The organism is Pseudomonas sp. F-14 TE3623 (genome assembly GCF_053629015.1).
In genome coordinates, this window is sequence record NZ_JBRJHM010000001.1 from 3743954 (window position 1) to 3767831 (window position 23878).

Annotated in this window: 20 protein-coding genes; 11 read left to right on the top strand and 9 right to left on the bottom strand. The window is 58.4% G+C overall.

Going from position 1 to position 23878, the window contains the following annotated elements:
* Positions 1-46: 46 nt before the first annotated feature.
* Together AB7M29_RS17465 and AB7M29_RS17470 are read right to left on the bottom strand one after the other, a co-directional pair.
* Positions 47-1048: a FecR family protein gene (locus AB7M29_RS17465; protein ID WP_454247399.1), complete on the bottom strand. Its 1002-nt coding sequence runs from the start codon at positions 1046-1048 to the stop codon at positions 47-49.
* Positions 1049-1300: 252 nt separating this feature from the next.
* Positions 1301-6121 (bottom strand): dermonecrotic toxin domain-containing protein, encoded by a 4821-nt coding sequence (locus tag AB7M29_RS17470; protein WP_454247400.1) that lies wholly within the window; start codon positions 6119-6121, stop codon positions 1301-1303.
* A 267-nt stretch (positions 6122-6388) separates the two neighbouring features.
* Here AB7M29_RS17470 and AB7M29_RS17475 point away from each other — a divergent pair, with 267 nt between their 5' ends.
* Positions 6389-7429 carry an Ldh family oxidoreductase gene (locus tag AB7M29_RS17475; RefSeq protein ID WP_454247401.1) on the top strand — a complete coding sequence of 347 codons (1041 nt, stop codon included), beginning with the start codon at positions 6389-6391 and terminating at the stop codon, positions 7427-7429.
* Positions 7430-7562: 133 nt separating this feature from the next.
* Here AB7M29_RS17475 and AB7M29_RS17480 read toward each other — a convergent pair whose 3' ends face one another.
* Complete coding sequence (locus AB7M29_RS17480) at positions 7563-7880, bottom strand: DUF883 family protein (protein WP_217854786.1); 318 nt, start codon at positions 7878-7880, stop codon at positions 7563-7565.
* 165 nt (positions 7881-8045) lie between these two features.
* On the opposite strand from AB7M29_RS17480, the gene AB7M29_RS17485 reads away from it, so the two are divergent.
* Entirely contained in the window at positions 8046-8297 is a 252-nt protein-coding gene (locus AB7M29_RS17485) for a hypothetical protein (RefSeq protein ID WP_007897387.1), read from the top strand.
* Between the two features lie 39 nt (positions 8298-8336).
* Here the strand turns inward: AB7M29_RS17485 and AB7M29_RS17490 are convergent, their stop codons facing one another.
* On the bottom strand, positions 8337-9251 hold the full coding sequence (locus AB7M29_RS17490; protein WP_454247402.1) for a LysR substrate-binding domain-containing protein: 915 nt from the start codon (positions 9249-9251) through the stop codon (positions 8337-8339).
* Between the two features lie 85 nt (positions 9252-9336).
* On the opposite strand from AB7M29_RS17490, the gene AB7M29_RS17495 reads away from it, so the two are divergent.
* The gene (locus tag AB7M29_RS17495) at positions 9337-10257 is read left to right on the top strand and encodes a carbon-nitrogen hydrolase family protein (RefSeq protein ID WP_454247403.1); all 921 of its coding nucleotides are present in this window, start codon (positions 9337-9339) and stop codon (positions 10255-10257) included.
* Here AB7M29_RS17495 and AB7M29_RS17500 read toward each other — a convergent pair.
* Complete coding sequence (locus tag AB7M29_RS17500) at positions 10250-10795, bottom strand: GNAT family N-acetyltransferase (protein ID WP_454247404.1); 546 nt, start codon at positions 10793-10795, stop codon at positions 10250-10252. The genes AB7M29_RS17495 and AB7M29_RS17500 overlap by 8 nt on opposite strands.
* A gap of 104 nt (positions 10796-10899) precedes the next feature.
* Between AB7M29_RS17500 and AB7M29_RS17505 the strand changes: the two genes are divergently transcribed.
* Complete coding sequence (locus AB7M29_RS17505) at positions 10900-12477, top strand: alkaline phosphatase D family protein (RefSeq protein ID WP_454247405.1); 1578 nt, start codon at positions 10900-10902, stop codon at positions 12475-12477.
* Between the two features lie 3 nt (positions 12478-12480).
* On the opposite strand, the gene AB7M29_RS17510 is transcribed toward AB7M29_RS17505, so the two are convergent.
* Together AB7M29_RS17510 and AB7M29_RS17515 are read right to left on the bottom strand one after the other, a co-directional pair.
* On the bottom strand, positions 12481-12966 hold the full coding sequence (locus AB7M29_RS17510; RefSeq protein WP_217854791.1) for an LEA type 2 family protein: 486 nt from the start codon (positions 12964-12966) through the stop codon (positions 12481-12483).
* A 55-nt stretch (positions 12967-13021) separates the two neighbouring features.
* Positions 13022-14497: a nucleobase:cation symporter-2 family protein gene (locus AB7M29_RS17515; protein WP_454247406.1), complete on the bottom strand. Its 1476-nt coding sequence runs from the start codon at positions 14495-14497 to the stop codon at positions 13022-13024.
* A gap of 414 nt (positions 14498-14911) precedes the next feature.
* Between AB7M29_RS17515 and AB7M29_RS17520 the strand changes: the two genes are divergently transcribed.
* The gene (locus AB7M29_RS17520; RefSeq protein WP_217858081.1) at positions 14912-15859 is read left to right on the top strand and encodes an IS110 family transposase; all 948 of its coding nucleotides are present in this window, start codon (positions 14912-14914) and stop codon (positions 15857-15859) included.
* Between the two features lie 76 nt (positions 15860-15935).
* On the opposite strand, the gene AB7M29_RS17525 is transcribed toward AB7M29_RS17520, so the two are convergent.
* The gene (locus AB7M29_RS17525) at positions 15936-16829 is read right to left on the bottom strand and encodes a LysR family transcriptional regulator (RefSeq protein ID WP_454247407.1); all 894 of its coding nucleotides are present in this window, start codon (positions 16827-16829) and stop codon (positions 15936-15938) included.
* Between the two features lie 148 nt (positions 16830-16977).
* Between AB7M29_RS17525 and speB the strand changes: the two genes are divergently transcribed.
* The 6 genes from speB (at position 16978) to AB7M29_RS17555 (ending at position 21737) form a co-directional block, all read left to right on the top strand.
* Entirely contained in the window at positions 16978-17937 is a 960-nt protein-coding gene (speB, locus tag AB7M29_RS17530; protein ID WP_454247408.1) for an agmatinase, read from the top strand.
* A gap of 208 nt (positions 17938-18145) precedes the next feature.
* Positions 18146-18862, top strand: a complete 717-nt coding sequence (locus tag AB7M29_RS17535; protein ID WP_217854795.1) for a helix-turn-helix transcriptional regulator — start codon at positions 18146-18148, stop codon at positions 18860-18862.
* Between the two features lie 52 nt (positions 18863-18914).
* Entirely contained in the window at positions 18915-19256 is a 342-nt protein-coding gene (locus AB7M29_RS17540) for a nuclear transport factor 2 family protein (RefSeq protein ID WP_007897370.1), read from the top strand.
* Between the two features lie 154 nt (positions 19257-19410).
* Positions 19411-20529 (top strand): cell division protein ZapE, encoded by a 1119-nt coding sequence (gene zapE / locus AB7M29_RS17545; RefSeq protein WP_454247409.1) that lies wholly within the window; start codon positions 19411-19413, stop codon positions 20527-20529.
* A gap of 18 nt (positions 20530-20547) precedes the next feature.
* On the top strand, positions 20548-21129 hold the full coding sequence (locus AB7M29_RS17550; protein WP_217854797.1) for a DinB family protein: 582 nt from the start codon (positions 20548-20550) through the stop codon (positions 21127-21129).
* Between the two features lie 116 nt (positions 21130-21245).
* Positions 21246-21737, top strand: coding sequence for a GNAT family N-acetyltransferase (locus AB7M29_RS17555; RefSeq protein ID WP_052963393.1), 492 nt, complete (start codon positions 21246-21248; stop codon positions 21735-21737).
* A gap of 199 nt (positions 21738-21936) precedes the next feature.
* Here AB7M29_RS17555 and AB7M29_RS17560 read toward each other — a convergent pair whose 3' ends face one another.
* A complete protein-coding gene (locus AB7M29_RS17560) occupies positions 21937-23682 on the bottom strand; it encodes a phosphoethanolamine transferase CptA (protein ID WP_454247410.1) in 1746 nt (581 codons plus the stop codon).
* Positions 23683-23878: the final 196 nt, after the last annotated feature.

Below are 23878 nucleotides of genomic sequence, written 5' to 3' on the forward strand. Positions count from 1 at the left end.
CGTTTGAGTCAAAAGTGAAGGCCGCACCCCGCAAGGGTCGCGGCCTTCAGCTTTTTGGGGTTTGTTGCGGGATCGAATTGAGGACCGGATTGCCGTCCTTGTTGCGGGTCAGATAGACCGGCAGCACCTTGGGCAACGAAGCGACCAGGTTATTGAGCTCTTTGATGTTGTAGATACCACCGAGGCGAATCGAGCCGGTACTGTGGTCGGCGATCATGACGGGCTTGTTCAAATAACGATTGATCAAGGGCAGGGCGTCGGTCAGCGCCAGATCATCGAGCACCAGTTTGCCGCTGCGCCAGGCCAGCGAGTGGTCGTTGGCGGAAGTCTGGGTGATTTGCGGCGTGAAATCGCCGTGCCGGTAACGCGCCTGCATGGCAGGTTCGAGGCGCAGACCCTCGCCGGGCAGGGCGTCATTGCTGGTCACCAGCACGGAACCTTCAATCAGGTTCACGCGTACCTGATCCTCATACATCCAGACGTTGAAACGGGTGCCGGTGACGCGAATCCTGCCGTCGGCTGCCCTGACGATGAATGGGTGCTGCATGTCGTGACTGACGTCGAAGAAGGCTTCGCCTTTTTTCAGCGTGACACGACGCTGGTCCTTGTAATTGCTGAACGTCAGCTCACTGCCCAGGTTCAGCTCCACCTGACTGCCGTCGCTCAGCGTGACCTGACGAACATTATCGGTCGCCTCGAAATGCTGATAGGCATTGGGCAGCCAACCCAGGTTCCATCCGGTATAGGCCGCCAGTGGCAACGCCAAGGCGCAGACGGTGGCTGCAATGCCGAAAGTGCGCCAAGGCATTGTCGGCTTGTCGCGAACAGCCGGCGCGGGAGATTCGGGACGAGGCAAGTCCCCAGCCACATCCCAGATCTCTAGCATGGCTTCGTATTCGAAGGCATGCAGAGGATGAGCATTACGCCATTGCTCGAATGCCTGGCGTTCTTCGGCCGTGCAGTCAACGGCGTGCAGACGCATGCACCAGTGCGCAGCGGCATCGGTGATGGCGTCGTATTGAGCTTGCGAGAGAGAGTGGTCTGTCATTGACTCATCCTGATTTCCTGCATTCTAACCTTGAGGGGAAGTCTGCGAGAACAACCGTCATGGCATTTGCCCATCAAAGTGCGACTTATTTTTCACCCGCACACCCTGCAAACAGGGCGTCGCCGGGAAGTATCCATAGTTGGAGTGAAAAAATGGTCAAGGTCAGCAGGAGTGATCCCTGTCCAGGACGAGAAAAGCAGGTGCAGATCGGGGTGACCTGCGCCTGATTTTATGTGCTTCAAGTCAAACCGTTTATGGGGCTGGCACCGGATCCAGCTGTCGACCCATTTCACATATCAAGCGAGCGACCGAGTCGGCGTTGCGCAAAATGGTGTCGATGCGCTGGCTCGCATTCCGTGGATCGAGGAAGGCGTTGCGAGCTTCTTCCATCGTCGTGCAGCCCGTCGTTTTGAGGATGTCCTTAGCCACATGCTCCAACCCATCAATCGAGTCCAGGCTGATCCATGACTGCAATGGTTCGTTCCAGCGCGTAAACAGTTCTTCTCTCGGGGTGGCCAGGGACAATGCTCGTCGCTGGAAATCCTGCTGCGTCTGTTTGGTTACCACACCGAAACCGGTGACTGTGGCGATGAGGTCGGTGAACGGGCGCCTTGCCTCAACCGTCGCAATATCCACGGTTTTTGAAAAAAGATGGGAGAACTCATGAATCAGGGTCGCGGCCCGGGAATGGTCGTCAACGTCGAAAGGCTCAGTCAAACAGTACTTGTACCAATCGAGTTTCGGGTCAAAAAACCTCTCAGTGAAATGCACACGCCTCTGCGCATCGTCATTCACAACAAAAGCGATCGTACTGTCGAACCAGTCTTTGTTTGAACCGACCACAAAATGCTCGGTATTCATCAAGTCCTCGTTTGGGTCTACCAGTGCCTTGCAAATTGGAACGATGACTTTTTTGATCTTGTCGAGAACACTGGCGTCGATGCTGCCAGTATCAAAAAAGGCTTTAAGAAAGGTATCCAGCCGCGTTCCCGGGTTCAGGAGTCTGAGTTGCACCAGGTTATGCAGACTGTTAAACGCGTAGTAGCGAGCCAGATCGATGGCTTGCACGAGCATGCGTGCTTTTTCCGGGTGCTTTGTCCGTATGTCTTCCATTCCCCGCGCTTCGATATTCAGTACGCTGTTGACTACGCGACTGGAAACATATTGGTTGTGCATTTTCGACAAGGCTTTGCCGTAGTGAATCGTATGTGAGTCCGGATCGATCACCAGTTGTTTTCCAGGCGTTGTCAGCAACGCGGGGCCCTGTTGTTGGTCGTTGATCATTCGCCAGATCGCCCCGGTTTTCGAGACGCGGTATGCCTTTCCGCCGACCGGGGCGTAGGTTCGTTTGCTGGTTGCTTCCAGATAAGTGCCATCAGTCGTGCGTCTGGTCAGATCCTTCAACGCGACAGTAGTGGTCTCGAAAGGCTGCAATGCCGTGCGCGTCGGTGCTGTCGGTTTTACTTGTGACCATTGCGGGACAACCAACGGCTGGGTAACAGGTGGGGAGGTGGCCGTTGCTGGCGCCGACTCGATAGAAGACTCCAGCGACAACCGTCCCAGCGACACCATTTGCGCGGCACCGGCAATAAATGTCTGCAATGCCTGTTTCCAATGATGATCCTGCAGCGCTTCGGCGGAGTCTTTGAAGTCTTTGTAGCTTTGCCACAGAAACTGCACATAGGAGAGTTTGCCCGGCAACAGGCCCGAAATCAGTCTGATGCCAGAGCTGAACAGGTTTTTGGCGGCTTCCCATTCTGCCTGGCCGTTGATTTCGGAGTGGCTGCCGAGCATCTTCGAAAGAAGGCTGACGTTATCGTCGAACAACTGCGCAAGCAGGTTGCCGCTGATAGGGGTGGAGGCGAGGGTGATTTCGCTCTGTTGTCCTACGGTGGATTTGAACAAGTTGCCGAACAAAGACTGTTCAGCCTCGGGAAGCCTGCGAAGGATCAGTTCCTGAAGTGGCCCTGGGGTATTGATCGCTGAGATAACGCTGGCCTCGTTCACGAACTCGGTGAATATGGAACCTGCGTGATAAGGCGCATAGAGGATTTGCGGCCCGTCATGTCCGGCACCTGGGCCGATCAGGTACAGGCCCAGGGTTTTCACCGCTGCGGCACCTGCGGTCTTGATCATTTCCAGCGGCCTGACGATGGCGTGGGCACCTGTTACAGCCGCGCGGGCGATTGTGTCCGGCATATCGAGAACCTGCCAGATCAAATCAAAGGCGCTGCCGGAAAGACGTTGCTGCAGTTTCAGCGCATGAGCGTGTTGCAGCAGCTGCCATGGTAGTTGCTGAATAAAACGCTGCATTCGACTGTCGGCATCGGTACCGGCCTTGGTCAATGCATCGGTCACTCGCTTTGCATAATCGCTCTGGATATTCAGCGACCGCACAAGCTGGCGCACGGTGTCCTGATTCAGGCCTGCGGGAAGGGCCTGAGAGGTGGTCGAGGCAATCTTGAACCCGGTGCCTTGAGCCGCGTTGACAGGGTTCAGGGCAAATTCGGTCAAGCTACGCGACGGCCCGGCCAGGGCCAGATTGGGCGTGATTTTGATCTGGTCGGGATCAAGTTGCGTTCCAGGAAACCGGCTGCCAATCAATGATACTAATCGCTCATGCACATAGGACGTCAGGGTCTGGATCCCGTGCAAGTAGTCCTTGTCGTCGGTGACGCTGTTGCGGTATTGCTCCAGCAATTCGATGTGCAGCTGCTGTTCTTCGACTGGGGCCATTCCAAGCCATGCAGGCAGAGACTGCTGTCGGGTGATGGCTTGCGAGATCAACGTGGCTCTTTGCAAGTTGGTGTCGATGACCCTTTGGGTCATTTTTTTCAACGCTTTGATCTGTTGCGCATCGTCCAGCTTCTGGCTGCGCAGGTGTTCACAACAGGCCAGGAAGTGCTCGATGGAGGATTGCGCAAGGCGCTGCAACACATGGCCTTCAATCAGTCGCAACGAGTTGAGCTTATAGCTCTGGTGGAATGTGCGTTGGGCAGGGCTGAGGTTTTCCAGCAACTCCAGGCGTTTGTTGTCGTCGAGCAGGCGCCGGTTCAGTTCCGTCGTTGCGCTGCTGACTGTCGCGAAAACTTCGAGCCCGGCCGCAGGCGTCCACAGAATCGCCCGGCCCGAATGCTGAACATCGAGCCCGCCACGTTCGGTCAACAACACGCAATTGGCCAGAGGCAGCACATTTTTCTGCCCGGAACACTCAAGGATCAGTGAATAAGCGTCAGGCCTGAAACCTTTGAGGGCGAGGCGCGTTCCTCGATCCGGTTTGTCCGGATCGAACACTGTATCGACAATGGCCCGATCGGCTTCCCGTAGTGTTGTGTTAAGTACCCGCAGGCTGGCTTCCCCGCGCAAACCTAGGGAAAATGCGTGAGCTATCTTGGGTTTCAGTTTCTCCAGATAAACGCTTTGTAGCGCCAGGGAGGTAATCGGCTGGGAGGCAAATTTCGAGCTGAGCAGCGATTTGACATCGCTGAAGGATTTTACGAAAACCGCTGCCTTGTCTGCCAGCACCTGGGACGGCAGTTGGTTGCCAGACAACACCGGCCGGGTACTCCAGCGTCCCTGTGCATCCAGCGTCAGCAATTGTTCGCTGATCATTGAGCGTATATCCAGTGCCTTGTCGAACAAGGCATGGACGTTCACGGCCCCATCGCTGTGGCGGTAAACCTGCAGAACGTATTCAATGTTTTGCAGTTGCTTGGTAATGATCGCTTCAAACATTTTTTTGAATATTGACCCTGAAATCACCTCGCCGGAAACCTGCGGGCGCTTGAAGCCGATGAACCGGTTACGTTCATCCAGATTCAGGAGACCGTAGAGCTCGTCTTCATGACCGGCCGCGCTGAATTTGCTCAGCAAGGTGTCTTTGAGGTCTTGATGGTCTTTCAGAACCTGTAACCCCTGAGCGGGCGTGTAAAGAAAGGCATTGGACGAGGAATGACTGATCATCAGTGAGCCTGCCAGCTCTACAAAGTTGGCCTCGTATTCCCAAAGACGCACGGTTTCAAGGCTGAGTGTCGAGGGTGTGCCGGCGCTCAGCTGAATCAGTTGGTGCAGGGCCTGGCTCTGTTCAGGGTTGATGATGTCGGCTTCGCGCTTGATCAGGAACTCTGCACGCGCCTTTTCCCGGATGGCCCGACTGAAAAAGTCGCGACGGGAAGCACCGTCGGCAGCTGCAGTGTCCCAGTAGTGCTGCAGTTTTGCGGACAGCAGGCTTATCAGTTTGCTGGAGGCGGTCTTTACAGCGGTTTCCCAGTGGCCCTGGTCGATGCTCGTCGACTTTTTTTCCGGATGGAAAAATTCGTGAGACTGCCCGCTCGGCCATCGCTGATGGCGGTAGTACGACAGCACGGCGTCACTCAAGGACATGGAGTTGATCCAGCGGCGGGTCGAGGCACTTTCCTGGTTGTCATCATCGGTCGGTCTAACGGAATAAAAGTTGAGTCGGGTCTGGCTTTGATCAAGGCCCGGGAATCCCGGCTGCAACAACTCATCAAGCAGCGTAGTGAGCAGCGAGGTGAGCGTTGGCAACTTGATCAACTCGTCCAGCATGGCCTGCTCGTTCACTCGCTGGTACGCGGTGATGACGTTGCGCTGGTCTTCGAATATTTCACCTTCGATGGCCTGAAAACTCACTTGAATAGAGGTCGCGGCTGCCAGCGTTTTGCGCGCAGACAACGACATGAAGGCCAGCAGATCGTCGTCCTCGGTTACGCTGTTCAGCTGACGATTAAGCTGTTCGGTCAAGGCTGCGCGGCTGTCGAACTTCTTTATGCCGGCGTACGGGGTGTAGAGAATCTCGCCCTTGTCATCCGGGGTGAGGCTCAACACGAAGCTGCCGGCCAAGGGGATGGGGTCCAGTGCGTCCGATTTCAGCAAAATTTTTTCGGCGAACATGGATGGGGTCTGTTGAAGGCGTAACGTTTGGCTGGCCAGTTCCAGATGACTGAGCCATTCGAAATCCTTGCGCGTCAGCCCATGGATTTTACCCAGATCATTCCAGTGGCCGGGTGCGTGCAGGGCCTCGGGGAAGAACAGCGGAGCGGCAGGTGTGGGCATCGTCGAGTCTCGTTCAGGGCGCGGTTGAATGCGCCAATGGATTGAGGCTCAAGACTAAAAGTCGCGGGTGAGTCGAAGGTGGTAGATAGTTACCGCATGGCCGCCCGATGTTTGTGCAAAGATGCGCCAAAGCGTCTTTTCGGCTTAATCGGTTCTGATCAGATGCATCGGTTCAAGCGAAGGGTTGACAGGCTACTCGTCGCACGTTGTTAATCGGTTGGTTTTCATACGCTGTTGCCCCCTCCAATAATTACTCTGGAGCTTCAGATGTCTGCGCCACACGATCATGTGTCTACTGCGGTTTCGCAAAACCTGTCCTTCGAAGCGCTTACTGCGTTGCTCGAGCAGATCTTCCTGCGCCACGGCACCTCAGCCGATGTCGCCAAAACCCTGGCCCTCAACTGCGCCAGCGCCGAGCGCGACGGGGCTCACAGTCACGGTGTATTCCGCATTCCCGGTTATGTGTCGACGTTGCAAAGCGGCTGGGTCAATGGTCAGGCGGTGCCGGTGGTCGAGGATGTGGCCTCGGGGTTCGTCCGGGTCGACGCCGGTAATGGTTTTGCCCAACCGGCCCTCGCGGCGGCGCGGTCATTGCTGGTGGAGAAAGCCCGCAGTGCCGGCATTGCGGTGCTGGCCATCCGTAATTCCCACCATTTCGCCGCCTTGTGGCCAGACGTCGAGCCGTTTGCCGATGAAGGGCTGGTGGCACTGAGCGTGGTCAACAGCATGACCTGCGTGGTGCCGCACGGTGCCGATCGTCCACTGTTCGGGACCAACCCGATTGCCTTCGCCGCCCCTCGGGCCAACGGTGATCCGATCGTTTTCGACCTGGCGACCAGCGCCATTGCTCATGGCGACGTACAGATCGCTGCCCGTAAAGGCGAGCGTTTGCCGGCGGGCATGGGTGTGGACAGCCTCGGCCAGCCGACCCAGGACCCGAAAGCGATCCTTGAGGGCGGCGCCTTGCTGCCGTTTGGCGGGCACAAGGGCTCGGCGCTGTCGATGATGGTGGAGCTGTTGGCGGCGGCGTTGACCGGGGGCAATTTTTCTTTCGAGTTCGACTGGTCGAACCATCCAGGGGCGAAAACACCCTGGACCGGTCAACTGCTGATCGTGATCGATCCAAGCAAGTCGGCGGGGCAGAACTTTGCCGAGCGCAGTCAAGAACTGGTCCGGCAGATGTACGGTGTGGGACTCAAGCGGTTACCGGGTGATCGACGTCACCGGCAGCGCGCCAAAGCAAAGGTCGAAGGCATTGCGCTCGATGCTCAGACGCTGGCAAATCTGCGAGAGCTGGCCGGGATCTGAGCTCAAACGCAATCCCTAATGTGGGAGCGGGCTTGCTCGCGAAGGCGGCGGTACAGTCAACATTGATGTCGCCTGATACACCGCTTTCGCGAGCAAGCCCGCTCCCACAGGTTCCGTACTGACGCTCAATGACTTAACGCCGTCCCAACAACAGCCCCACCACCAAACCGAATCCGGCGGAGATGGCCACGGTTTGCCAAGGATGGCCGCCGATGTAGATTTCGCTGGCCTCGACCGCGGGCCTGGTCCGGTCACGCACGCTGGAGACTGAAGTCCGGGCCTGCTGGAGCTTCTGGGCGATTTGCCCACGAAGGGTATCCGCTTCCTCACCGACCAGTGAAGCACTGCTCTTGAGCAGTTTTTCCGACTCTTCGATCAGGGCCTGAAGTTCGCTGAAGACCTGATCCTTGATTTGATCCTCGGCGACTTGATCGATGATTTTGCGGGCCATTGGAGTACTCCTTGCAGGTAAATGGGCAGTGAACAATGGAGTCTGGCGCCATGGCAAAAGTTGCAGCCATTTTGCGTGACGACTCCACCCTGAAGAAAAATCCAGGGCAGGACATTTCCTCCTACAGTGTAAGATGTCGCCTATTTTACGCAGCAGGTATCTTCCATGAGCTTCAATCTGGCCGACAAACCCCTTGCCGAGCGCGCGGCGCTTGAAGATGAAAAATCCCGTCTGTTCGAACTCTGGCAAAACAACCTGGGTAAATCCAAGGGTGAAGCTGCACGGTTGTTCGGTGAGCGTGCCAAGCGCAAAGGCAAATGGGCCGAGTGGGTCCGCGCCGAACTCGACGGCATGTCGCCCCCGGAATTCGCGAACATGGTGCGCAGTGAAGTCAATCGTTTGATGGCGGCTAAATAAGCCACCAGACACTATTCCCGTGCAGGACTTCGGCAGCCCCTACAGGCGGGAAAAGGTCGCGATAATCGCCTCGCGCACTTTCAGCACCACCGGATCGAGTTGCGTGCTGGTACGCCAGCCCAGCTCGATCGGATAGCGTGGCAGCGCCAGAGGGCAGGGCAGCAGCGCCAGTCCGCTGAGCGCGGCGATACTTCGAGCCGCATGGGCTGGAATAGTCGCCACTGCCTGACTGCCCTTGAGCAAGTGCGGCAACGCGGCAAAGTGTGTGGTCGACGCGCATACCCGCCGACTCAGGCCCAACGCCGCCAGGCCTTCATCGGTAATCCCGATAAAACCGCCCGATGACACCAGAATGTGCTCGCGGGCGACGAACGCTTCAAGGCTGAGAGTTTCCTGTCCCTCGGTCAGACTGAGGGGGTCCACCAGGCACAGATAATCGCCTTCACCCAGCACCTGACGACTGAGCAGACGCTCGGCAAACCCGCCGGCCGTGATCGCCAGATCGATACTGCGCTCCATCAAGGCCCCGGCGACAATCTGGCTGTGGGTCTGGCGAAAGATCAGCCGCAGCTTCGGCGCACGATCAGCGATCTCGTCAATCAATCGTCGCCCGTAGGCGATTTCGAAATCATCCGACAAACCCACCGTCACCGAGCGTCCGTCGTAATGATTCGCCGCCGGATCGACCATCGCCAGGCTTTGGCGGCATTTATTCAGCGCATCGCTGACCACCGGTTTCAACTGGTTGGCCTTGAGCGTCGGCGCAAGACCTCGACCCGTGCGCACGAACAACTGATCGCCATACACTTCTCGCAATCGGCGCAACGCCGCGCTGACCGCCGATTGCGTCACGCCCAGACGCAGCGCGGCACGGCTAGCGCTGGATTCCTCATGCAGGGCTTCGAAGACTTTGAGCAAGTTGAGATCGACGGTCGCGATATTCATTTGGTTCATATCATTCAGCAGTGAGTCGGGCTTTGTTCATGATCCTGTGGCGCCGGAGAATGAGCAACACCTCATTACTGACGGAGTCACCGCGATGCCCAAGTCCATCGTTGCTGCCCTGCAAATCGGCGCCTTGCCCGGCGGCAAGGCCGACACCCTCGATCAAATCCTCTCCTGGGAAACCGCCATTATCGAATCCGGCGCCGCACTGGTGGTCATGCCGGAGGCGTTGCTCGGCGGCTACCCCAAGGGCGAGGGTTTTGGCACGCAACTCGGCTATCGACTGCCGGAGGGGCGGGAAGCGTTTGCGCGGTATTTCGACAACGCCATCGACGTGCCCGGCGCCGAGACTGAAGCCTTGGCCGGGTTGTCCTCACGCACTGGCGCCAACCTGGTGATCGGCGTGATCGAGCGCGCGGGCAGCACCTTATATTGCACCGCGTTGTATTTCGATCCGCAGGCCGGGCTGGTCGCCAAGCACCGCAAACTGATGCCCACCGGTACCGAGCGACTGATCTGGGGTAAGGGCGATGGCTCGACCTTGCCGGTGATCGACAGCCAGGTCGGGCGGATCGGCGCGGTGGTGTGCTGGGAAAACATGATGCCGCTGCTGCGCACCGCGATGTACGCCAAAGGCGTGGAGGTCTGGTGCGCGCCGACCGTGGACGAGCGGGAAATGTGGCAGGTCAGCATGCGCCACATCGCCCATGAAGGACGCTGCTTTGTGGTCAGCGCCTGTCAGGTCCAGGCCTCACCGCAAGCCTTGGGTGTGGAAATCGCCAACTGGCCGGCGGAGCGCCCGTTGATTGCCGGCGGCAGCGTGATTGTCGGGCCCATGGGCGACATTCTCGCCGGGCCGCTGCGTGGCGAGGCGGGTTTGCTCACCGCTGAAATCAACACCGACGACCTGATCCGCGCCCGTTACGACTACGACGTGGTCGGGCACTACGCGCGCCCGGACGTGTTTGAGTTGACGGTGGATGAGCGGGCCAAACCGGGCGTGCGTTTTATCTGAGGCGCAGCCACTCTTCGCGGGTGATCTCCCAGACTTCCTTCGGGAATCGCCCGCTGACAAAATCACCCTCTTCGGTGTGTATCAAACGCATGCCGGTACGTTCCGAGAGTTTGCGCGAGCCGATATTCGGCGCCGCTTTCGGCACGCGCAGCAACGACCGGCCGAGTGTTTCGAACCAGTACTCGGTCACCGCCGCACTGGCTTCACCCATCAACCCCTGGCCTTGCCATTGCGGGGCCAGCCAGAAGCCTCGGTTGTTGTCCTGTTCATTCATCAGGCTGACATTGCCGATCAGTTGATCGGGGGCCGACTTCAAGCGGATTGACCAGTGCCATTCCTCGCCACGGGCCATCGCCGGCAGGGCAATATCACGCAGATAAGTCAACGCGCCGTCGGCGGGATAAGGCCACGGCACCAAGACGTTCAGATAACGCACCACGTCCCAGTGAGGGAACTGTTGCTGAATGGCCTCGGCATCAGCCAGTTCCAGCGGGCGCAAAATCAGTCGTTCGGTGTAGAGCGTTGGAGCGGCGTGCATCGTGGGTGACCTCCTTGTAGGGACGGGCGCTGCGCATCATGCGCAGCGTCGATTGTCCGTCTAGTCTCTAGGCGTTAACACCCCTGTCAACGGATGGACTGTCCATGAGTTTGTTACTCGGCCCGATTCTGCAGTTTCGTGGCATCAACAGTAATGTCTATAACGTGTCGGCTCTAGTGGTTTTACCCTTGGGCGCGACATCACCCAGCGTAAAAGTACCCGGTGGTGTCACTGCCGGCAAACCGTTGGCCACCGCCGATATCCCGTTGCTCAATCCTCAGTACCGCGTCTGGCGCATCGATTTAAAAGCGCTGCAAGACCAGGCTGTCGCCACTACTTACACGATCAAGATAGAGGGCGCGGCGGCCAACTTCGTGGTTCCGGCCGAGGGCCAGTCGCCGCGCATGGCCTATGTGTCGTGCAATGGCTTTTCGGACCCCAAGGACATGGAGAAGGTGGACCGGAACAACGAGCGCTGGGAACACATGTGGGGCGCTCATCAAAGCAAGCCCTATCACCTGTTGTTGATGGGGGGCGATCAGGTTTACAGCGACGATATGCGCAGCAATGTGTCGTCGATGAAAACATGGTTTGCCAAACCCTTTGCCGAGCGTCGAAAGGCGGTCTACAGCAAGGTGATCGAAGCCGATCTGGACAAGTTCTTCGCCAGACTCTACCTGGAGCGCTGGAAGCAGTCTGAGGTCGCGAAGCTGCTCAGCGCCGTTCCGACGGTGATGATGTGGGATGACCATGACATCATCGATGGCTGGGGTTCCTACGACGAGATTCTGCATTCAAGCCCGGTGTTCCAGGGGCTGTTTGCCACGGCCAAGCGCTATTTCAGGATTTTCCAGCAGCAACTGATCCAGACTCATCCGCACCTCAAACCGTCCGCCGATACTCATCCCTGTGCGATTCCCGACACCGCTGATGGCTTTCACCTGGGGTTTACCGGCCTGGGTGAATTGGCATTGCTGGTTCCCGACTTGCGCAGTGAGCGTGCACCGGATTTGACGACTCCGCCGGCTCGGCCGACCCGGATCATTTCGCCCGTCAGTTGGGATGCGATTTATGCCTGGCTGAGCAAGGTCAAGGGGCATAAGCACTTGCTGCTAATGTCGAGTATTCCCGTGGGTTACCTTGATTTGCAGGCGGCCGAAAAGGCACTGGACCTGATCTCGGGGCAACAGGAGCTCGAGGACGATTTGCGCGACCATTGGCGAAGCCTGCCCCATCGAGACGAACGCAAGCGGCTGATCATGCGGTTACTGGATTTCGCCCATGCTGAGTCATGCAAGGTCACGCTGGTGTCCGGTGATGTTCATGTGGCCGGCGCCTGCGTGATCGAATCGACGTTGTCCCGGCATCGCAACGATGGTTCAGGATTGATTTACCAATTGATTTCGACCGGGGTCGTGCATCCTGCACCGCCAGTGCTGGCAGTGCAGTTTCTGGAGTCCATTGGCAAGCAACAGGAACAGATCGACTACGGCATCACCGGAACCATGTTGCCCATCGGTGCACGAGGGCGTTACCTGATCGCCGCAAGAAACTGGCTGGCGATAGAGCCGGATGAAGACAGCACCGGCAAAAGTCGGCTGTGGGCCAACTGGCACGTAGAAGGCCTCAAACATTGTGTGACCCAGGTGATCGATCCGGTTAAGCCACGGGCCGAGCCTTGAGCGTTACCACGTGCCGGTAGTCGCCTCCGGTAGGCTGAGTTTGCCGCGATCAACGAAACGCATCGTGCCGAACACGCCACCGGCCAATTTGCCCCGAAGCACGTACGGCAGATTGTTCAGTGTCTGCGTCTGACCCAGCCCGAAAGTCTGACGCAGCACCGAGAAGGCTGAAACACTCACCGGCACCACAATCACCGCTTCGGAAAAGCGCGGGATCGAGCCCGTTTGGTCGCTGACACCGGAGGCGAGTGATTGCCCGTTCACCTCCAGATCCAGGGCCACGCCGTTGTAGTCGATCGCCGTTTCATTGGGGTTTTGCACGCGCAGCTTTACCGCAAAACGCACTTCCAGTTCCTGGCTTGGCAGCGGCTCGATACCGACCACGTTGATGTTCAGCGGATCGCGATGAGGGAACAGGGCGCAGGCGCTCAGCGAGAGCAACAGGAGGGACAGAGGCAGGTATAGAGAAAGTGCGAACAATCTGCGCATGGACAGGTTCTCGTAAAGAAAAAGGCCGAGCCGCTCGTGGCTCGGCTCTTGAGCCTTACGCGCGGTTCAACTGTGCGACAGCCGCAGGTGAAGCGGGTTCACCCTTGGCCGCAACATCCGGGTTCTGCATCACCTGAAGCACCGAGGCTTCCGGGTCGAACTCGTCTTCTTCCAGCTCGATGAATTCTTCGGGCAGGAAGATATTCAGCACGATAGCGCACAACGCACCGACGGTGATCGGTGATTCGAAGATGTTGTGCAGCGCCTTCGGCAACTCGCGCAACACTTCAGGCACTGCCGCGACGCCCAAGCCCATGCCGAGGGAAATCGCCACGATCAGCATGTTGCGCCGATGCAGGCCAGCCTCGGCGAGAATCTTGATCCCGGCCACTGCCACGGTGCCGAACATCACCAGTTCAGCGCCGCCAAGCACCGGTTTTGGCATCAATTGCAGTACCGCGCCGATCATCGGGAACAACCCCAATACCACCAACAGGCCGGCAATGAAAAACGCCACATAGCGGCTGGCCACGCCCGTGAGCTGAATCACGCCGTTGTTCTGCGCGAAGGTCACCATCGGCATGCTGTTGAACACCGCAGCCATCGCCGAATTGAGACCGTCGGCCAGCAACCCGGATTTGATCCGGCGAATATAGACCGGGCCTTTGACTGGCTGCCGGGAAATCATCGAATTGGCGGTCAAGTCACCGGCAGCCTCCAAGGGCGACACCAGGAAAATCACCGCCACCGGCACAAACGCCACCCAGTCGAATGAGAAACCGTACTTGAACGGTACGGGCACACTCATCAGCGGCACGGTGGGCAGGCTGGTGAAATCGACCTGGCCCATGAACCAGGCGACCGCATAACCGAGGGCCAGGCCGATGACGATCGCGCCCAGGCGCAGGAACGGCACATCCACCCGGTTCAACACCACGATGGTCCCCAGCACCAGTGCCGCCAGCGCCAGATGGCTGGCCGCGCCGAGATCCGCCGCACCGAAACCGCCGGCAATGTCGGTCATGGCGACCTTGATCAGCGACAGGCCCATGAGGGTAATGATGGTGCCGGTCACCACCGGGGTGATCAGCATCCGCAGCTTGCCGATGAACTGGCTCAGTACCACTTCGATGAACGCGGCGAAAAAGCACACGCCGAAAATCGTCGAGAGGATTTCATCGGTGCCGCCGCCCCGCGCCTTGACCATGAAACCGGCGCTGAGAATGACGCTGATAAACGAGAAGCTGGTGCCTTGCAGGCACAACAGGCCGGAACCGACCGGGCCGAACCGCCGCGCCTGGACAAACGTGCCCAGCCCCGAAACGAACAGCGCCATGCTGATCAGATAAGGCACTTCACTTTGCAGGCCAAGGGCGCTGCCCATGATCAGCGTCGGCGTGATAATGCCAACGAAACTCGCCAGTACATGTTGCAGGGCGGCGAAGACCGTGGCGGTCAGGTGAGGGCGATCGTCGAGGCCGTAAATCAGATCGTTGTTGCGTGGGGCAAGGGCTTTTTCAGAGACGGTCATGGTGGTTTGCGTGCCGAAAGGCGGGGCCGGGTCAGAAAATGGAGGCGCAGGATGCCAGCCGCGGGCAGTGAGGGCAACGTACAACGTGATCGCTTGCCACACTGCCCGTCAGTCAAGCGCAATCCATGTGGGAGCGGGCTTGCTCGCGAAGAGGCCGTGTCAGTCGACATTAATGTTGCCGGGTATACCGCCTTCGCGAGCAAGCCCGCTTGTATGGTAGGACTTGAAGGGAGGAGGAGGGACAAAGCCCGATTCTGACTGTTGACGCAGTACAGATCCGTGGGAGATTTCGCCCCTCCTCCTTTCACCCAAGCGCCGATAAAGAATGCATCTGGCTAGGACCGACGATAGGAACAAGCCTGCGCCTCTGGGTGAGCCCTTCAAGTGCTCAAAACATATCCCGGAGGAAATCCAATGGCAATGCCGGTTTCTGTCACAAAGCCAATCGTAGGCGTGGATGTCGCCAAGAACGAACTGGTGATCTATCACGCCGAACTTGACCTGCTTGAAGAGATTCCCAACAACAAGGCTGCCATCAAGCAGTGGTTGAAAGCCTTGTCGGGGACAGTCGCGGTAGCCATTGAGTCGACCAATATCTATCACCTGGAGTTCGCCGATCTGGCCTATGAGGCTGGCTGCGTGATTTACATGGTGGGTGGCTATGAACTCAGCCATTACCGAAAAGGGGTGAATATCCGCGCCAAAACCGATGCGTTGGATGCCAGACTGCTCGCCCGCTATCTGAAGAACGAAGGTGATGATCTTCATCCTTGGACCCCGCCATCACCGCTGTACCGCCAGCTCTTGAGCCTTTTTCGTCGTCGCGCAGCCTTGGTTCAGGCGCGGGTCGGCCTGGTGCAAAGTTGGGCGAATGAACCGCTGCTGAAATCTGCTTTCGCCGCGCAAGTGAAAGCCATGCAGCAGCTTGAAACGCTGGTCGAAAAGACGATTAATGATCATCTGAAAGAAGCCGGTTTGCTCGGTCAGTTGAAGCGTTGCCTGAAAGTTGAAGGCATTGGATTTCTGACCGGAGCCCGCTTGCTCACGGCGTTTCAGCGGGGCGACTTCAGAAACGCAGATGCCTTTATTGCCTTTCTGGGAATGGATTTGCGGGTGGCGAAGTCAGGGCAAAAAGACGGGCGCCGGAGCTTGACCAAGCGAGGTGACCCGGAAGCTCGCCGGCTTCTGCACAATGCAGCTATGTCGGCCAGCCGTACGCCAGCCTGGAAAGGCTTTTATGAAGAGCAAAGAGCTCGAGGTTTCAGCACCACTCAGGCGCTGGTGATACTGGCTCGCAAGCTTGCTCGGATCGTATTCGCTCTACTGAAAGGACAGAGCGAATATCAACCCAAAGCTGGTTGAGGGCTTCCCTTCAACCATAGAATCTCCCACAGGTTCCGCTTCTGACTGACGGGCAATGTGGCAAGCCCCCTGCTATTCAAGCAAACGCCGCGAGCAAATCCTCTTCAAAGGCTTTTTGCGCATCCCCCGGCACCTGAGCGCGATGGCGGGCCAGATGGAACGCCACCTCAAAACTCATATCGCCCTGGCGCACGGCGCGCAGCAACCCTTTGTCTTCCCAGCTGCGGGCGAAGTGATCGGGCAAGTAGCCCACATGCTTGCCGGAAAGAATGAAGGCGAGGGTGCCTTCGACCTGCTCGGAACGCGCCGAACACATCTTCCCCTGAAACGGCTCGTCGCTGCGCAAGAAGCGGTAGGGGTGATCGACCCGGTCGCAGGCCTGAAGCGCTTGATCGTCAGGCGCCTCATCGGTGAACAGCGGATGCCCCGGGGCGCAATACAGGTGCTGGGTTTCAGTGAACAGTTCGCGGTAGTCAAAAGCACTCTGCGCCTGTGAGAAATAGCCGATCGCCAGATCCAGCCGTTGTTGCAGCAACAGCCGCTCCATTTCGCCGGGCATGGCGCTGATCAACTCGATACGCACCGATTCATCCCGTTCGCGAAAGCGCCGGATCGCCTCGGCAACCCGTTGCAGCACCGACTGATCAAGTGCTTCGGACAAGCCCAGGCGCACTTCGCCGATCAAGCGTCCGGCCACGCCGTTGGATTGATGACGGAACGCTTCGATGGATTCGAACAAGGCGCGAATGGCAAGAAGCAACTGCTCGCCTTTGGGGGTGATTTTGAACCCAACCTTGCCGCGACTGCACAGGCGATAGCCGAGTCGGGTTTCGAGCCTGGCCATCTGCTGGCTGATGCTCGATTGGCTCAACCCCAATTCACCCTGAGCCGCACTGAAACCACCACATTCCACCACGCTGACAAACAGGCGCAGCAAGTGCAGGTCGAGGTCATGAAGTTGACCGAGCATCAAACATTACTCCGCAATAAAGTCAGGATAACTAACTTGGTATTTTTCCAATGTAACCGACGACGCATCCTGCAACCACTTCCTCCGGTCAGTGTTTGTCATGGCTCACTTTCGTAGCCGCCAATCAGCCAACAATAAGGAACACACCATGGACGTCCCTGCCCAAAACGATCAGGCCATGACCCGCGACAGTCTTTACGGGACTGCCGCCGAAAGCACCTACGCCGGTATCACCAGTTTCATGCGTCGTCGCTACATCCGCGACTTGAGCGGTGTCGACGTGGTGGTCAGCGGCGTGCCGTTCGATACGGCTACCAGCCACCGTCCCGGCGCGCGTTTCGGACCGCGCGGCATTCGGACGGCGTCCACCGGGATTGCCTGGGAACGTCATTGGCCGTGGACGTTCGACCCGTTCGATCACTTGGCGGTGATTGACTACGGCGATTGCGCCTTCGATTACGGCACGCCGCAGTCGGTGCCGGACAGCATCGAAGCCCATGCCGAGCACATCCTGAGCGGTGGTTGCGCGATGCTGACGTTTGGCGGCGATCACTTCATCAGTTATCCGCTGCTCAAGGCCCATGCCCGCCAGCATGGCCCGTTGTCATTGATTCACTTCGATGCCCACAGCGACACCTGGCCGGACGAAGAGGGCAAGCGTGTCGACCACGGCACGATGTTCTGGCATGCGGCCGAAGAAGGGTTGGTGGATCCGTCGCGTTCGGTACAGATCGGGTTGCGCACCACCAATGACGATCATCAGGGCTTTCAAGTGCTGGATGCGCGGCAGGTGCATCGACAAGGGTGTGAAGCGATCGTCGCGGCGATTCGTGCGCGGGTCGGTGATCACCCGGTGTATCTGACCTTCGACATCGATTGCCTCGACCCGGCCTTCGCACCGGGCACCGGAACGCCGGTGTGCGGCGGCTTGAGCACGGTGCAGGCGCTTGAGATTCTCGGCGGTTTGCGCGGGATCAACCTGGTGGGGATGGACGTGGTGGAAGTGGCGCCGGCCTACGACAGCGCGGACATTACCTCACTGGCAGCGGCGACATTGGCGATGGAGATGCTGTGTTTGTATGCGGCCAGGCATAAGGTCGATCGGTAACACACAAACCAATGTGGGAGCGGGCTTGCTCGCGAAAGCGGAGTATCAGCCAACAGAAATGTTGAATGTTAAGCCGCTTTCGCGAGCAAGCCCGCTCCCACATTTGATCTATGTCCGGCCATTGGAGCGAGGTGTTATCGCTCCTGCCAGTTTCTGACAACAGCCTCTGCTAAGCTCCGGCGACTTTTCAGGAAAGAGCCTGCCGACCGTGTCGCGAACCAGCCGTTTACTGACTTTGTTACAAGTGCTGCGGGGCAAAAGTCGTCCGGTGACTGCCGCGACATTGGCCAGCGAACTGGAGATTTCCGAGCGCACGTTGTACCGCGACATCGCTGAACTCACCGCCCTCGGCGCGCCGATCTTTGGCGAGGCGGGGATCGGCTATGTGTTGCGCAGCGGTCTGTTTCTGCCGCCCTTGATGCTCAATGCCGATGAAACCGAAGCCATCGTGCTCGGATTGCGCTACGTAGATCAGCGTGGCGATGAGGTCTTGAGCAAAGCAGCGGCCGATGCCTTGGCAAAAATCGCCGCGGTACTCGACCCCGCCGCCCAGGAGGCCTTGCGCAATCCCACAGTACTGCCGGGCCCTCCGGGTTATGGCTATCCGCAAAATGCCGTGCCCTTGAATGTATTTCGCCAAGCCATCCGCGATCAGGCCAAGCTGCACATCGATTACGCGGACGCCAATCAGGTGCCGAGTCAGCGGCTGATCTGGCCACTGGCCCTGGGTTTTCTCAACGAGGTGCGGATCATCGTTGCCTGGTGTGAATTGCGCAGTGCCTATCGCACCTTTCGCACCGACCGGATCTCGGCTGCCAGTGAGCAGGGCGAACGTTATCCGGGGCGGCGCAGCGACCTGTTGCGCACCTGGCGCAAGCAGATGCAACTCGACGAAGCAGGGCGTTTCACTCCTGACAAGAACTGACACAGGCATGTTTTAGCATGGCTCCAGAATCAACTCACAAGGAGCCGTAAACATGTCCAATCCAGCCTCTTCACTGGCCCCCGCCATCGCCGCCTACATTGCTGCCGCCAATGCTCGCGATACGTCGAGGGTTGCCAGTTTTTTCGCTGAGGATGCCAACGTGTTCGATGAAGGGCAGCATCAAGTCGGCACGCAAGCCATCGCCCAATGGATGCAAGACACCGCACAACGTTATCAGCCCCGGGTCGAGGTGCTCGACGTTCAGCTGCGCACCGGCAAAGTGCTGGTGCACAACCTGATTTCCGGCACGTTTCCCGGCAGCCCGCTGGAACTGCGCTACATGTTCCGCCTCAATGAGCAGGGCAAGATTGCCAGGCTGGATATCTCGCTGTAACCCGGTGCTGTGTCGCTGCGCGGAACCTGTGGGAGCGGGCTTGCTCGCGAAGGCATCGGGTCAGCCAACATCAATGTTGAATGACACACCGCTTTCGCGAGCAAGCCCGCTCCCACAGGGGTTGAGCTTCGCCAGCTGCTATATACTGCCGCGCATGAATGTCGACTCTCCCTTAAGCGCTTGGCAACACGCCATCGAACACAAGGGCTTCGTCCAGGACGAAGCTCAGGAGCACGCCGTGTGGGCGCTGCAAAAATGCCACGAAGCCTTGCATGAAGACCGCATACCGGTCACCGGCGTGTACCTCTGGGGCCCGGTTGGGCGGGGCAAGACCTGGTTGATGGATCAGTTCTACCAAAACCTGTGCGTTCCCGCCCGGCGTCAGCACTTTCATCATTTCATGGGCTGGGTGCATCAGCGCTCCTTTCAATTGACTGGCACCGCCGACCCGTTGAAAGCCTTGGCCCGCGAACTGAGCCAGGAAGTGCGCGTGCTGTGTTTCGATGAACTGTTCGTCAACGACATCGGTGACGCGATCATTCTCGGGCGTTTGTTTCAGGTGATGTTCGAGCAGGGCGTGGTGGTGGTCTGCACCTCCAATCAGCCGCCGGATCAGCTGTACGCGGATGGCTTCAACCGTGACCGGTTCGTGCCGGCCATTATCGCAATCAAGCAACACATGCAGGTGATTGCAGTGGATGGCGGGGAAGATCATCGCCTGCACCCTGGCGCCGGTCTGCAGCGTTATTGGGTGAACGTACCGGGTCAACCCGGCGCCTTGAGCGAAGTGTTTAAAGCCTTGACCGTCGGCCGGTCGCTGTCCAGCGATCCGGTCAAGATCGGCTACCGTTCGGTCAATGTGATGCAGGCCAGTCAAACCGTGCTCTGGTGCCGTTACGCCGAGCTCTGCGAGCAGCCGTTTGCCGCCATGGACTTCATGGCCCTGTGCGACAAATTCAGCGCTATTCTGTTGAGCGACGTGCCCAACCTCAGCGCGCAAAAACGCGAAGGGCGCATCGCCCGCGGCACTGAAGACGGTGTCGAGCGGGTAGTGGCGGGCGATCGCGAGTTGCCGCAGTTGTCGGTGCATGACGACGGCGTGCGCCGGTTCATCGCCCTGGTGGACGAATGCTACGACCGCAAAGTGCCGCTGTACCTCGAAGCGCAGGTGCCGATGGAAGCGTTGTACACCGAGGGCTATCTGGAGTTTCCGTTTCGTCGCACCCTTAGTCGTCTGCAGGAAATGCAGCTACAACGTTTCGCCGAGGCTTGATATCCGGGAGGAGCGAACATGAATCAGCCCTTGTCCCACCATTTGCTGACCATGGCCTATCAGAACGCCTGGGCCAATCACCGACTGGCCAAGGCCTGGCTTCAGCTAAGCCCGGCCGAACTGGCGGCGCCGCGAGTCAGTTTCTTTCCCAGCCTCAGCGCGACCCTCAATCACATCCTGACCTGCGACTGGTTTTATGTGGATGCCCTGGAGCGGGAGTTGCGCGGTGACGAACCGCATCCCGATTGCTACGTGTTTTTCAACGAAGACGAGCCATTCACCCACGGCGTCGATCTCAAACGCGAGCAAGCCGTGGTGGACCGTCGACTGATCGCCTACTGCGAGCAACTGCGCGACGCAGACCTCGGACGGCTCGTGACCATCGCGCGCGACACCCCGCAACATGACAGCCGTTTGCGCATGCTGTCCCATTTGTTCGAGCATCAGATTCATCATCGCGGGCAGGTCCACGCGATGCTCAGTGGCACCTCGGTCAAGCCGCCGCAACTGGACGAGTTTTTCTGTGCTGGTGAGTCGGCGTTGAGGGCTGAGGACTTTGCGGAGTTGGGATGGACCGAGTCATTGATCTGGGGTGTTTGAGGGAGAACGATCACAACAGGATCCGGTTGTCGGCACCCCGGCACTCGCGATAAGGTCACTGGACCTTTCAGTGCGCAAGAGGCGAACTGGGGCAACTTGTGTGATTGAGGGTGGAAATGGAATCCGCAGAAATTCTTGTGCTTCAGGCCAGCTACACCAACCCGGTGCATGCCGAGGCGATTTGTCTTGTATTGAACCACTACGCCGAAGACCCGATGGGCGGCGGTCACCCGTTACCTGCCGATAGGTTGCAACAACTGCCGGGGGAACTGGCCAAACGTCCCCATGCGTTCAGCGTACTGGCGTTTGTTGGCGGCGAGCCGGCAGGGCTGGTCAACTGCTTTGAAGGTTTTTCGACCTTCGCTTGCCGGCCGCTAGTCAACGTGCACGACGTGGCAGTGGTGTCGAAGTTTCGCGGGTTGGGGCTTAGTCAGAAGATGCTGCACAAAGTCGAAGACATCGCGCGCCAGCGCGGCTGCTGCAAAATCACCCTGGAAGTACTGGAAGGCAATGCGGTGGCTCAGGGGGCCTACGGCAAATTCGGTTTTTCGCCAGGCATGTTCGACCCGGCGCACGGGCGGATGCTGTTCTGGATCAAGGCACTTTAATTCGCAATCCACAATCTTGTGGGAGCGGGCTTGTGTCGCGAGGGGGCTTGCCCCCGTTCGGCTGCGAAGCAGTCGTAAATCCTTTACATGCGGTTTAACTTTGAAATGCCGGGGGGCGCTTCGCACCCCAACGGGGGCAAGCCCCCTCGCCACAGTACTCCTCGCCACACAAGCCCGCTCCACAGGATCCGCGCCAAAACTACTGCTGAACAACTGCCGGCGTGATAGGCGCTCCTTTGGGTTTCATCAAGCTGAAGTCGATCAACGGCCGCTGCTGACGCTCATAAGGGTTGCCGATCATCAATGGCCGAGGCTTGAAGCTGTCGCTGACCAGGCTTTTACTGCGGTCCAGCTCATCGAAACTCAGGCCTGCCAGGTCCGCCCAGGTGTGAATCAGCTGAGAACTGCTATACGGCCGGCTCAGATCGCCGGCAAAACTCCAGTCATGGGTTTCGCGCCATTTCGGCGAAGCCCAGGCCATGAACGGAATGGTGTACATCGGCGCTGTCGGTTTGCTCTCGTTGCGGCCCAGGGTTTTATGGCCAGCGGAGTCGAAGACGTCTTCACCATGGTCGGAGAGGTACAGCAGGAAGCCGTTCGGATCAGACTTGGCGTAGTCCTTGATCAGGCTCGACACCACGAAGTCGTTGTACAGCACCGCGTTGTCATAGCTGTTGTACGTTGGCACCTGATCGTCACGCACACCTTCCGGAACACCTTTGCGGTCGGTAAATTTGTTGAAGGTGGGCGGGTAACGGTACTGATAGCTCATGTGCGTGCCGAGCAAATGCACAACGATCAGTTTGCGTGGCGCCGCGTCAGCCAAAGCCTTGTTGAATGGCTCGATCACGTCGCCATCATATTGGGCGGCGTTCTGGTTGCGATTGTTGTTCAGGTACACCTGCTCGTCGGCCTGCTCGGAGAAGGTCGTGAGCATGGTGTTGCGCTTGGTCATGGTCTGCTGGTTGGTGATCCAGAAGGTCTTGTAACCCGCCTGTTTCATCATGCTGACCACTGACGGTGTCGACAGGTAGAGGTCGGGGTTTTCTTCGTCGGCGAATGTCAGTACCTGCTGCAACGCTTCGATGGTGTAGGGGCGCGGGGTAATGACGTTATCGAAAACCGCCAGTTGGTCCTTGAGCTTGTCCAGTTCCGGGGTGGTTTCCCGAGGGTAGCCGTACAGGCTCATGCGCTGACGGTTGGTGGACTCGCCGATCACCAGCACCAAAGTCGCTGGCTGATTGGCCATCGAATCGGAGAGGTTCTTGAGCGGTGCAATCTTGCTGGCGCTGTGAAGCATGTCTTGCATGCCGGCCAGGGTATCGAGGTAACGGTGATAGGCCACGGCCATCTGCCACGGCACCGCGGGCTCGATGCGGGTTTCGAATTTCTCGAAGCCGCCCGCCAGGCTGCCGGTGCGCACGGTCTGCTTGATCATCGGGTAACCGATCACCGCCACCAGAATGGCTGTCGCTGCAATCAGCGCCTGGCCGCGTGGCAGGTACACCGGACGCAAGCGGGTCCAAAGGAAATACGCAAACGCGGTATGGGCGAGGAACGCCGCCACCATCCACCAGGCAAAATACTGGGTCATGTACTCGCCGGCTTCAGACACGTTCGATTCGAACATGATGAAGATGACGCTCTGGGAAAATTCCTGCTGATAGATGAAGAAATAACCGAGGCTGGCCATCGAGCAGGCCCACAGCACCACGCCGATCAGCGCGGCCATCACACGTGTTTGCTTGGGAAACAGCAGCATCGGCGCCAGCCAGATGGCGCTCATCACAAAGGCCTGACGGAACCCGGTAAAACCGGAAGTGCCTGTCAGTTGAATCAGCAGTTGGGTGATGCCGGAAAAATACCAGAAGAACAGAAATAACCAGAGAAATCCTGCCCAATCAAAACCTTTCGCAGACGTTTTGCTGCGTTTAAACAAAGCCATTCAGAACTCCAGCCTGATAATTACTTCGGCCGTCGGCACTTTCCTTGTCGCAGACGAACAAGCGCCGCGCGGATACCGAGCGGCCACAATGAGCCGGAGTATCGACAAGAAGGTGTGAAAACTTTGTGAGTTGCCGGAGCAGGCAGGGTGCAGCGAGTCGGAAACAGCGGTGGCTGCTTCCGAGTCAAACGAGGGG